Origin of the sequence: Clostridium gasigenes (genome assembly GCF_017348895.1) — a bacterium.
GTDB classification, from domain to species: Bacteria; Bacillota; Clostridia; order Clostridiales; family Clostridiaceae; genus Clostridium; species Clostridium gasigenes.
The window spans coordinates 198,492-210,569 of record NZ_CP071376.1 but is presented as its reverse complement, the minus strand read 5'-3'; the positions used below and the strand labels follow the sequence as shown (position 1 = coordinate 210,569).

General features: G+C 29.3%; 16 protein-coding genes. All 16 read left to right on the top strand.

Translation table 11 applies throughout. The annotated features are described in order from the left end of the window. Positions 1 to 1,125 (top strand): flagellar motor switch phosphatase FliY, encoded by a 1,125-nt coding sequence (fliY, locus tag J1C67_RS01020; protein WP_167866215.1) that lies wholly within the window; start codon positions 1 to 3, stop codon positions 1,123 to 1,125. 157 nt (positions 1,126 to 1,282) lie between these two features. Beyond that, on the top strand, positions 1,283 to 1,558 hold the full coding sequence (gene flgM / locus J1C67_RS01015) for a flagellar biosynthesis anti-sigma factor FlgM (protein ID WP_167866216.1): 276 nt from the start codon (positions 1,283 to 1,285) through the stop codon (positions 1,556 to 1,558). Between the two features lie 5 nt (positions 1,559 to 1,563). Further along, a complete protein-coding gene (locus J1C67_RS01010; protein ID WP_167866217.1) occupies positions 1,564 to 1,974 on the top strand; it encodes a flagellar protein FlgN in 411 nt (136 codons plus the stop codon). Between the two features lie 73 nt (positions 1,975 to 2,047). Beyond that, positions 2,048 to 3,868: a flagellar hook-associated protein FlgK gene (gene flgK, locus J1C67_RS01005; protein WP_167866218.1), complete on the top strand. Its 1,821-nt coding sequence runs from the start codon at positions 2,048 to 2,050 to the stop codon at positions 3,866 to 3,868. 18 nt (positions 3,869 to 3,886) lie between these two features. Further along, complete coding sequence (gene flgL, locus J1C67_RS01000; protein WP_167866219.1) at positions 3,887 to 4,882, top strand: flagellar hook-associated protein FlgL; 996 nt, start codon at positions 3,887 to 3,889, stop codon at positions 4,880 to 4,882. A 12-nt stretch (positions 4,883 to 4,894) separates the two neighbouring features. Then, positions 4,895 to 5,311 (top strand): flagellar assembly protein FliW, encoded by a 417-nt coding sequence (fliW, locus tag J1C67_RS00995; protein WP_167866220.1) that lies wholly within the window; start codon positions 4,895 to 4,897, stop codon positions 5,309 to 5,311. Positions 5,312 to 5,322: 11 nt separating this feature from the next. Next, positions 5,323 to 5,538: a carbon storage regulator CsrA gene (gene csrA, locus J1C67_RS00990; protein ID WP_167866221.1), complete on the top strand. Its 216-nt coding sequence runs from the start codon at positions 5,323 to 5,325 to the stop codon at positions 5,536 to 5,538. Between the two features lie 10 nt (positions 5,539 to 5,548). Continuing rightward, positions 5,549 to 5,890, top strand: coding sequence for a flagellar protein FlaG (locus tag J1C67_RS00985; RefSeq protein WP_244980261.1), 342 nt, complete (start codon positions 5,549 to 5,551; stop codon positions 5,888 to 5,890). A gap of 23 nt (positions 5,891 to 5,913) precedes the next feature. Further along, a complete protein-coding gene (locus tag J1C67_RS00980) occupies positions 5,914 to 6,195 on the top strand; it encodes a hypothetical protein (protein WP_167866222.1) in 282 nt (93 codons plus the stop codon). Between the two features lie 13 nt (positions 6,196 to 6,208). Continuing rightward, positions 6,209 to 6,601: a flagellar export chaperone FliS gene (gene fliS / locus J1C67_RS00975; protein WP_167866223.1), complete on the top strand. Its 393-nt coding sequence runs from the start codon at positions 6,209 to 6,211 to the stop codon at positions 6,599 to 6,601. A 20-nt stretch (positions 6,602 to 6,621) separates the two neighbouring features. Continuing rightward, positions 6,622 to 8,136, top strand: coding sequence for a flagellar filament capping protein FliD (gene fliD, locus J1C67_RS00970; RefSeq protein ID WP_167866224.1), 1,515 nt, complete (start codon positions 6,622 to 6,624; stop codon positions 8,134 to 8,136). Further along, the gene (locus J1C67_RS00965; RefSeq protein WP_167866225.1) at positions 8,136 to 8,465 is read left to right on the top strand and encodes a flagellar protein FliT; all 330 of its coding nucleotides are present in this window, start codon (positions 8,136 to 8,138) and stop codon (positions 8,463 to 8,465) included. Before fliD ends, J1C67_RS00965 begins: the two co-directional genes overlap by 1 nt. Positions 8,466 to 8,711: 246 nt before the next feature. Continuing rightward, a complete protein-coding gene (locus J1C67_RS00960) occupies positions 8,712 to 9,995 on the top strand; it encodes a flagellin N-terminal helical domain-containing protein (protein WP_167866226.1) in 1,284 nt (427 codons plus the stop codon). Between the two features lie 150 nt (positions 9,996 to 10,145). After that, positions 10,146 to 10,778, top strand: coding sequence for a hypothetical protein (locus J1C67_RS00955; RefSeq protein WP_167866227.1), 633 nt, complete (start codon positions 10,146 to 10,148; stop codon positions 10,776 to 10,778). A gap of 491 nt (positions 10,779 to 11,269) precedes the next feature. After that, complete coding sequence (locus J1C67_RS00950) at positions 11,270 to 11,563, top strand: hypothetical protein (protein WP_207713876.1); 294 nt, start codon at positions 11,270 to 11,272, stop codon at positions 11,561 to 11,563. Between the two features lie 156 nt (positions 11,564 to 11,719). Next, a complete protein-coding gene (locus tag J1C67_RS00945; RefSeq protein WP_167866228.1) occupies positions 11,720 to 12,001 on the top strand; it encodes a transposase in 282 nt (93 codons plus the stop codon). The last annotated feature ends 77 nt before the right edge of the window (positions 12,002 to 12,078 follow it).

Sequence of the window (12,078 nt, the reverse complement as noted above, 5' to 3'; positions counted from 1 at the left end):
ATGAGCAATGGATTTTTATCACAGGAAGAAATAGACGCATTATTAAATGGCGATATAGAAACTTCTAAAGAAAATGTTGATACTGAAATATTAACAGATATTGAAAAAGATTTGCTGGGCGAAATTGGTAATATATCCATGGGGTCTGCATCAACAGCCCTTTACCAACTTGTAAATCAACAAGTAAATATAACAACTCCTGTAGTTAGTGTAACTACTTTAAGAGATATAAAAAAAGAATTTGAATATCCAAATATTATATTAGATGTTGAATATACAGAAGGAATAGTTGGAAGAAATATTCTAATAATGAAAGTTGCAGATGCAGGAGTTATTGCAAACTTAATGATGGGTGGAGATGGTAATGTACAAAATACAGAACTATCAGAAATTGAAATAAGTGCAGTTCAAGAAGCTATGAATCAAATGATAGGATCATCAGCTACATCTATGGCAACTATGTTTGCGAGAATAGTTAATATATCCCCTCCAAACTCTAAAATTTGGAGCGAAATAACTGAAACAATATCAGATACCTTAGATGAAGATGAACAAATAGTAAGAGTTAAGTTTAACATAACCATAGGAACTTTAGTAGATTCAGAAATAATGCAAATTCTACCTATAGAAACAGCAAAAAAAATAGTTTCTATTATGATGGGTGAAGAAAAAATTGAAGAACCCGTAGTTGAAAAACCTGTAGTTGAAATTAATAACTATAAAGTAGAGGAAAAAACTATTTCTTATGAATCACAAGCAGAAGTTCAAAGAGAGCCAGAAAGGGCGCCACAAAGAGAAGTTAAGGCAGTTGAAGTCCATGAAGCTAAGTTTGGGCAATTAACACCTTCAAGAATAGGAGAACCACATAAAAATATAGATTTAATATTAGATGTTCCTTTAAATATTTCAGTAGTTCTTGGAAGAACAAAGAAAAGTGTAAAAGATATATTGAATTTAAGTACAGGATCATTAATAGAGTTAGATAAACTTGCTGAAGAACCTGTAGAAATACTTGTAAACGGCAAAAAAATAGCTTATGGAGAAGTTGTAGTTGTAGACGAAAACTTCGGAGTAAGAATAACTAATATAGTTAGTGGCGCTGATAGAATTAAATCTCTTAAATAAAATAATTTTTAAATGCTATGTAAATTATATTTATAATTTACATAGCATTTTTATTAATAATAAAATGCTTTATGGAAGTATTTTTCCTAATTGCTATAAACTTAAAAGAGTTTTTTACGATAATAAAATATAGAATTAAATTGTGGAGGTATATTAAATGAACATAAAAGGTATGGGACCACTATCAACTGTTAATTATTATAATAAAGTTGCTAGCAATAAAATTGAAAAAATAGATAAGGTAAAGACTTCAGATAGAATAGAATTATCTGAAGCTGGTAAAGTTTTAAATGATTATGCAGTAGAAACATCAAGCTATGATAAGGCTGCGAAAGTTGAAGAAATAAAAAATAAAATTTTAAATGGAACTTATAATATAGATGCAAAGCTTACAGCTAAAAGTATGTTAGATGTCATGAAGGAGATAAAATAGAAATTATGATAGATAAATTAACAGAAGTATTAGTTAAAGAAGATAAAGCTCTTAAAAATTTATTAGTTCTATTAGATGAACAATTTAAACTTATCATGTCAAAAAATGTTTTTGGCATGGAAGAAATGGTTGAAAGGCTTCAAACTTGTAATAAGGGAATTGCAGAATTTGAAGTTGAGAGAAGAAAACTAATAGGAAATAAAAGTATGAGAGAAATAGTTAAAACTATTGATAATGATAATTTAGATAATTTATATAGAAAAATTCAAAAACTTTTAGAAGAGATTATACTTCAAAAAGATACTAATGAGGCTTTAATAAAGCAACAACTTGGATATGTAAATAAAATGTTAAATATAATTAATCCAAGAAGAGATGTTAAAACTTATAATTCATATGGAAATCTGAGAAGGTAGAAAATCTTTTATAATAGAAATTAAGAGTAAGTGGTATTTAAAATATTAACCACTTACTTAAGGAGGAGAAAGCGTGTCAGGATTATTTTCAACTTTTAATATAGCAAAGCGTGGTATGAATGTTCAACAAAGAAGTATTGATGTAACATCACATAATATTTCAAATGCAAATACACCAGGTTATTCAAGACAAAGAACTAAAATTGAAACAACAAGACCTATGGGGATGACTGGAGATGTAGGACAACTTGGAACTGGTGCCCAAGTAGCTGCAATTGAAAGAGTAAGAGACGGGTTCTTAGATTATCAAGTAAGAGGAGAAAATTCATCTCTTGGAAAATATGATACAAGAAGTAAAACATTACAAGAAGTAGAAACAATATTTAATGAACCATCAGAAACAGGAATATCATCATTGATGGGGAAGTTTTTTGATTCATTCCAAGAACTTTCAAAGCAACCAAGTAGTTCTAATGGAAGAACAGTAGTGGCACAACAATCAGCAGCACTTGCAGATGCTTTAAATCATACATACAGTCAACTTGAGAAGCTGCAAGCAAATGCACAAGATTCAATAAGAGCTGGAGTTACAGGGGTAAATAGTATTTTAGATCAAGTTGATAGGTTAAATCAAGAAATAATAAGTGTTAAAGTATCAGGAAATATGCCAAATGATCTTTTAGATAAAAGAGATACATTATTAGATGAATTAAGTAATAAATTTAATTTTGTAGTAGATAAAAAAGAATTTGAGGGAATATGCATTAGACCAGAAGATGTTGGAGATATGAAAACTCCAAATGTAGTAACTTCAAGTCCAAATACAGAAGCTGCAAGGTTTTCATATATATCAAGTATGGAAGTGGATAAAAACGATCCAAGTGGGAACACTCATATAATTACATATTATAAAAATGGTAATATGAAAAATGATTCTAATAAACAAACCATGAAGGTATCAGGATTAAGCAAAGAGCAAATTAAAGATGTTATGGATAATAGAATTATTTGGGCAAACTCAAGCGGTCAAGCTACAAAAGGTGATGGGTATCCTATAAGAAATGGAGAAACTGTACAAGCTTCTGAAATACTTATGTTTAAACCAAGTAACGGAGAACTTAATGGAGTTGTTTCTGTACAAAAAGATATACAAGATTATATGAATCAACTAAATAAATTAGCTAAAACCTTAGCGTTTTCTGTAAATGCAGTTCATAGTGGTATGGATGACCCGTTAAATGGAGGCGGAAACCCAGATAGAGATGCAACACCGTTTTTTGTTAATGGTTCAGTTGTTAAATACAATAATAATAATATATTAACAAATCTTGATGATACTCTAGTTGCTGAAGATGAAATAACAGCTAAAAATATTTCAATGAATAAAGAGATATTAGAAGATGTTATGAAAATAAAAACTAGAACTAATGATGATAAATTTGCCTTTGCATCACATAATAATATAGATGGAGATGCAGATGGAGCAAGAGCTCTTGCACTTGCACAACTTAGAGATTCTATATTAAGAGTGCAAGATGTAAATGAAACTATAATTTCAAGAAAGGATATGTTTGACCTTTCAAAAGGTGGAAGTGTTCTTCAAGATAATGGTATGAAAATAGTTAACAGTTCAAGTGGTATGAAAATGGATTCTTATTTTAAAGATACTATTGATAGATTAGGAGTACAAGCTCAAGAAGCTAGTAGAATGGCTGCAAATCAAGAAGATTTATTATATAGTTTAGAAGAAAGTAGAACTTCTATTTCAGGAGTTTCATTAGATGAAGAAATGGCAAACTTAGTACAATTTCAACATGCATACAATGCAAGTGCAAAGATAATTTCTACAATAGATGAATTATTAGATGTGGTAATTAATGGCTTAAAGAGATAGCGGAGGAGAGATAAGATTATGAGAATTACAAACTCAATGATGTCTACAAATTTTTTAAGAGATGTAAATACAAATCAAAATAGGATGAAAACTATAAATAATCAATTAACATCGGGTAAAGAATTTAGAAGACCATCAGATGATCCTTTTAAAGTTGCAAGAAGTATGCAACTACATGGAGATATTGGTACAAATAAGCAATATAATCAAAATATTAAGGATACAGTAAGTTTTTTAGATACAACAGATACAGCACTAGAACAGGTGAATAATTCATTTCAAAGAGTTAGAGAACTTATGGTATCGGCTGGAAATGCAGCTTATGGTTCTGATGAAAAAAGAGCTATTAAAGATGAAATAAATGAAAGAATAAATGAAGTATCTCAGATATTAAATACCAGTTTTGATGGTAAATATATATTTGGAGGAACTAAAGGAAGTTCTAAACCTGTGGGATCTATGGAAGATGCAGTTACAAAAAATAATATAATACATTTAAGTGGAAGAGATGGAGAAGTGTTAGATCTTAATAGTACAGAAGAAGATATAAAAAACCAAATTAATATGATTGGTGGAAACTTAAACACTGAAATATCTCAAGGGGTTAAGGTTGAATATAACGTATCTGCAACAGATGTTTTAATGTTTGAAAATTTAGAAGGAAACTCTATTAATGTAATGAATTTATTCAAAGATATAACAAATAATTTAGATTCAGACGTTCCTGGAGAATCTAAAAAAGTTACAAATGAAAATCTTAAAGATATGGATGCTGTAATGTCTAATCTTTTAAAGATTAGATCAGAAGTTGGATCAAAGCAAAATAGAATGGAAGCAGCACAGGAACAAAATGAAGCAGAAAACTTCAATATGACGGGTATTTTATCACAAACAGAAGATATAGATTTTGCAGAAAAAACTATAGAAGCCTCTGTTATGCAAAGTGTGTATATGGCATCACTTCAAACAAGTGCAAAAGTTATACAACCTTCATTAATGGACTTTTTAAGATAGGAGGAATACTAAATGGAATTAATTTCACCGGTACATGGTAAAATTCAATATAAGGCAGAAGAAATAATAACCTTTAAAAAGGGAATTCCAGGTTGTGAAGAATACAAAACCTATGTAATTAAAGAAATAGAAGAAGGACCATTTAAAATATTACAATCAGTGCAAAATAATGAATTAGCATTTATAATAATATCTCCATTTGATGTAATAGAGGATTATGAAATAAAGTTAAGTGAAGAAATAATTAAAAATATTAAAATAGAAAATCAAAAAGATGTAATGCTCTATTCGATTGTTAATGTAAGTTCAAAGGTAGAAAATATAACAACAAACCTAAGAGCACCTTTAGTATTAAATATTAAAGAAAAGTTTGGGGAACAATTAATAGTAGATAAAGATGTGTACAAAATAAAACATCCTTTAATGTAAGGAGTGGACGTATGTTAGTTATTACTAGAAAAAAAGGTGAATCGTTACTTATAGGTGATAATATTGAGATAACAATTTCAAAAATAGATGATGGCAGTGTTAAAATTGCAATAGATGCACCTAGAGAAATAAGAATTTTAAGAAAAGAACTTTACACCGAAGTTGAAAGTGAAAATATTGAAGCTATAAAAATAGATATGGATATACTTAAAAAGTTTAAAAAATAGAGGTGTTAATGTGGAACTAAAAGCTATGAGCGAAAGTGGACAAGTTTCTACAGAAATTAAAAAAGTAGACTTTAAGCAAGTGGAAAGCAATAAAAATACAGCGGTAACATCTAAAGATAAAGGCTATAAAGAAGAAGATATAGCAAAGGCGATAGATAAATTAAATAAATTTTTACACGAGGATAATACAAGAGCAGAATATTCAGTTCATGAAGTATTAGGAGATATAATGATTAAGATTATAGATAATGATACACAAGAAGTTCTTATGGAGGTGCCACCAAAGAAAATACTAGATGTAGTGGCTAAAATGTGTGAACTTGCAGGAGTACTTGTAGATAAAAAGGCTTAGATAATATTAAAGGATGTGGAGAAATGAATTTTTTGTTAAATAAAATCGACACAGACCTAAGAAGAAAAGTTTATGAAAAAACAAGAAATGGTAAAATTCATAGAAAATCTGAAATAGCTATATATAAAGATAGTGAAAAAAATAGAAAAAAAACCTTTGAAGATTATATAAAAGAAGATTTAAATAAAGAAAAAATAATTATAGAAGCAACTAAAGACATAAAGCCAGATATTGAAATAAAAGCAGAAAAAAAATCGGATAAAAATATATCATCACAGGGTTCGTTTTTAGATGTGAAAAAATAGGGGGATAACAAATATGTATGGAAATAATGGATTAAATGCATATAAAAATAACAGCGTAAACCATGTATCAAAGCAACAGTTATTATTAATGCTTTTAGATGGTTCGGTAAGATTTGTAAAAATTTCTAGACAAGCTATGGAAGATAAAGATATAAAAAAGTGCCATGAAAATATAGTTAAAACACAAAATATATTTACAGAACTAATGATAACTTTAGATCAAAAGGCAGGAGAATGGGCAGTTCAAATGTATAGACTATATGACTTTATAAAAGAAAAATTAGTAGAAGCAAATATAAAAAAAGATATAAAAATATTGGATGAAATAATACCACTTATAGAAGAAATAAGAGATATATGGAATGAAGCTGATAAAGTTTCAAAAGGACAAATGAAAAATGCATAATTAAAATTAAGAGGTGAAGTATGAGAGTAACAGGATTAGCAAGTGGGCTTGATGTAGATCAAGTAGTAAAAGATTCAATGAAACCATATAGAATAAAAGTAGACCAAACAAAACAAAAAAGAGAAATAGTAGAAATGAAACAACAATTATATAGAGATGTACTTAAAGATTCAAAAGAATTTCATCGTAAGTATCTTGAGTTTTCGAATCAAGATAGCTTACTGCAATCAAAAAATTGGGGAACAACAACCTTTGAATCCACAGATAGTGGAGCGGTTTCTGTAAATGGACTTGCGGGAGGGAAAGCAGAAAATTATAAAGTTAGCGTTACACAACTTGCATCTAAAGCGACGACCACATTGAAAACTGAATATTTAAAGGCTGGTGAAGGGTTTGCTCTAGAAATGGCAGGAACACCTATACCTACACCTATATCTATAGGTGTTATAACTGCTGATGAATTAAAAGATCCTAGTAAGTTAGCAGAGCGAATAAACAAGGAACTTTTACTTGGAAAAATAGATGTTACAGTTAAATATAGTCAGTTCTCAAATGGGCTAGTGTTTGAAAGTGGTAGTATGGGAATAGGGACTGTAGATAAACCAAATGAATTTAAGATAACGGGATTAGGGAATGATAAATTAGGAACTCCAATAGCTGATTTAGAAGCTAAAGGGAAAAATTCTAAAGCAACTATAACTAATTCAAGAGGTGAATCTAAGGATGTTGATGGAAGTTCTAATAAAGTTGTATATGATGGTGTTGAATTTTCATTTAATGATGTAACTACTAGTGAAGTAAGAATTACGGGTAAAACAGATGCAAAAGCAACAGTAGATAAAATAGTGCTTTTTATAAATGATTATAATGTTTTGATGGAAAAATTAAATAAGATGACTTCTGAAAAACGTAATAAGAATTATATGCCTTTATCAGAAGAACAGAAAAAAGAAATGTCTGAAAGTGAAGTTAAACTTTGGAATGAAAAAACAAAACAAGGGCAATTATATAGGGATTCTGACCTTACTAGAATTGCAAATAAAATGAAAGAAGCTATGAGGTCAGTACCGGGAGCTAGCATAAATATTGAAAAAATAGGAATAAAACCTGTTAAAGATTATGAAAGCAAAAATGGGACATTTACAGTAGATGTAGATAAATTAACAAAAGCTTTAGAGAGTAATTCAGAAGAAATTATGAAATCACTTATAGGTTTACCTCCGGAAGGAACACCGGAAAATGAAAAAGCATCTAAAACTGGAGTTCTTCAAAGGTTAAAGGATGTTATTTTCGATGAAACAGTTACAGTAGCTTCAAGTTTAATTAAGAGGGTTGGTGTAGAAGGATCTCCAAGTGTTAGTAACAATGATTTAACAAAAAGTATCGAGAAATATAATAAAAAAATGGAAGAATTAGAAAAAGACTTTGCAAGAAGAGAAAAATCTTTATATTCTAAGTATGCTAAATTAGAAGTTATTATGAATAAATATAATTCGCAACAAAGTATGATGACACAACAAATGGGTGGAAATTAATGGACTTAAGAGAATTGTTAGAAAAGTATAAGAGTGTTTCTTTAGATTTAATAAAAGAAATAAAAGAAGAGGCTAACGCAGAAGAATTAATGGAAGAAAGACAAAATCTATTAAATAAAATAGTTGAAATAGATTTATCTAAAGAAGAAAAAATAAAAATAGGTAAAGAATTTGATATTTTAAATTTAGAAAAACAAGTTAAAGAAGTTATAGAAGAAGAACAAAGAAAAGTAAAAGAAGAAATTAGAAAAACAATAATGAAGAAGCAAGCAAATAGAGGATATGGAGCAAATTTAAATTCAATAAACTTTTTTAATACAAAAGTATAAAGTATTATAACTAGGTGACGATAAATTAAGTATAGTTAATAAATTAAATTTAATTATATTAAAATAAAATTAAATTTTTATAAAATAACTATAAAGTATAAGAAAAACAATACGAATATTAAATATAAGAGGAAAGTAGTTATAACAAACTACCAAGTATCTTTAAAATGTTAGTAAACTCAAAGAGTTTAACTATAAATAAAAAAAGGGCACGGATGCCCGACAAAATTCAAGGAGGAATTTATTATGATAATTAATCACAACATGGGAGCTATGAACGCTAACAGACAAATGGGGATCAACCAAGCAAATGCTGGTAAATCAATGGAAAAACTTTCTTCAGGTTTAAGAATTAATAAGGCTGGAGACGATGCAGCAGGTCTTGCTATATCAGAAAAAATGAGAGGACAAATCAGAGGTTTAGACCAAGCTTCAGCTAATGCTCAAGATGGTATATCAATGATTGGAACTGCTGAAGGTGCTTTAAATGAAACAACTTCAATTCTTCAAAGAATGAGAGAACTTGCAGTTCAATCATCAAATGATACTAATACAACTGATGATAGAACACAAATACAAAAAGAAATGAATCAATTAACTTCAGAAACAAGCAGAATTGGTAACAACACTGAGTTCAATACTCAAAAGTTACTTAATGGTACATCAGGAGTTGTAACAGCAAGTAAAATAACAACACCAGCAGTACCAGCAGTTGCCGGCGTAGCTACATTAACAAATGCTGCACTAGCAGCTGGTACTGTTACAATTGATGGTATAGATCTTACAGTTGGGGCTGGTACTGATGTGGATTCACGTTTTGCTCTTTTGAAAACAGCAATAGAAGCAGATGCTACTTTAAGTGCTAAATATACTGTAGGTGCATATACTGCAGCAGATAATAAACTTACATTAACTCAAAAAGGTGGACAAGAAGGTGCAACAGCTATAACTTCTACAGGAACAACAGCGGCTACAACTACTGTTGGAAGTAAAGGAACAGCAGCTATAACTACTGCAGCATCATCAGCATTCACATACCAAATTGGTGCAAATCAAGGACAACAATTTACTGCTAGCATTAGCGATATGCGTTCTGCTGCTTTAGGATTATCAGGAACAGCAGGAGGAGCAGCAGCAGGTGTTGGAGCTACAGCAGTTGTTGGAGCTTCTTACGTAGCTACTGGAGTAGCTAATGATTTATCAGATGTTTCAACAGCAGGAGAACATGCACTTGATGTATCTGATGCTACAAAAGCTACAGCTGCAATTAAAGTACTTGATGCAGCTACAGCATCAGTATCAGCAGAAAGAGCAAAACTTGGTGCTTATTCAAATAGATTAGAGCATACAATAGCTAATTTAGGAACATCAAGTGAAAACTTAACATCAGCTGAGTCAAGAATAAGAGACGTTAACATGGCTAAGGAAATGTCAACATTCTCAAAGAACAATATTCTTTCTCAAGCTGCACAAGCTATGCTTTCACAAGCTAATCAACAACCACAACAAGTTCTTCAATTATTAAGATAATTGTAAGCTAATATAATCAAAATTAAGGAGTGAGATTTTATATCTCACTCCTTTTAGTAGTAGAAAATTCATGTTGTAGAAAAATATTAAGAAACCTATGAGTATTATAAATATATATTAACGAAGAAAATTGGGAATAGGTGATATGCGATGAATGAAGTGAAACAAGATGAAGGTTTTATAATGGATTTGTGGGAAAAGATATTCTTCTTATTAAGTAAAATATCTGTATTCGAAGTAATAAGAATTTTTGTATGGAATAGGGTGAAAAATAAATTTAGATTTGTTGAAATATGGGTAGTTACTAACTTAGGTTTATCTATAACGTTATCATTACTTATATACAATTTAGATAATAATGTTATAAATTGGATAGCATTTATATATGCTATTTTGAGAGTTTTTGAAATTATTATTTATCAAATCAACGTTATAATATTTGACCCATATAGATGTGAGAAAAAAGGGGTAACGTATAAAGTTAAATCTATCCCTAGGATTTTAGTCCTTCTTATTCATAATTATGTAGAAATAATATTTTGGTATTCTGTAATGGTTATTTCAATAATAAGGATTAATAATTTTGAAATAATTTATAGTTGGCTATATTTTGTAAAGGCGAGTTTTTTGTGTATAGCAACATTTAATGGTGATTTAATTGTTAATAACGGTAAATTCCTTAATAATATTGTTTTTGTAGAGACTTTTTCGGGGATTGTACTAACAATAGTATCTATTGCAAGGTTTGTAGGTATATTGCCGGCAGTAGAAGAAATGAAATAGCAAGAGCTTTGAGGGGATACTTCCCATATAGGTAACTGTGACTTGTAGCAAGTACCTTGCGGTGCTACTTCCCCTGGGGAACAAAAATTGGAAATTATATAAGAGAAAGCTATGATGGAATTTTATTTTTTCATCGTAGCTTTTTTGTTTATTATATATGTTTGTTGTCAATAATTCTTTAATGAATGGAAAGTAAGGAGTTGAAATGTATGGCAACACCAAAAAAAAGAGTGTTACTTCGGCCTACTCAAGTTCCTCAGGGTAACAAAAAATTGGAAATTAGATTTGAAGGCTATCTTGAACTTTTATTGTTCGGCGTAGCCTTTTGTTTATTATAGAGAGTTGTTGTCAATAATTCATATGAGAAGTATAAAAAAATGGCTAAAAGACTACTCTTAGAATGTTGGAAAATTATTCTGGAATTATAATGTAGACAATTTTTGAAAGGACTGTTATTATGTAAATAATATGATACTTAAAGAGGTGCTATGATGGAGGAAAAAATATTAGAAGTTCTAATGAGCATGCAAAAGGAAAGTAAAGAATTTAGAGTGGAAGTAAATCAAAAATTTGATGAAGTAAATAAAAGATTTGATGAAGTAAATAAAAGATTTGATAATATTGAAGCTAAACTTGAATCAACACATAATCAAACCGCTGATTTAACAGAGTTTAGAACTGAAACCAATACAAAGCTTGATAAGATACTTAAAGAAGTAACAGAAGTTGAAGAAGTGACTAAAGTTAATTGTTATGATATAGCAAAGTTAAAAGCTTGCAGATAACAAAAGTGTCACTCAACTTCTCTTGGGGAACAAAAATTGGAATTATATTATAAGAAGCTATGATGGAATTTTATTTTTCAACGTAGCTTTTTTGTTTATTATATATGTTTGTTGTCAATAATTCTTTAATGAATGGAAAGTAAGGAGTTGAAATGTATGGCAACACCAAAAAGAGAGTGGTATGAAGGTGCTTCCTATCATGTAACTGTTAGAGGCAATCATAGAAATGATATTTTTAGAGATGATGAGGATTTTTTATTTTATATAACTATTATAGAAGGTGCACTTCATTATTATAGTCATTTTGGATATAAAATTATTTGCTATTGTTTGATGGATAATCATGTACATTTAATAATAAAGACAGAAACTGAAGCATTAGCTTCAATAATGAGAAAAATTAATGCTATATATACAAGATATTTTAATGGAAAATAGAATTATATTAGATATTTAATAGACATGTAGAGTGTAGGTATAATTCATAAGTGGACATATTTAGAGATAATAATCTA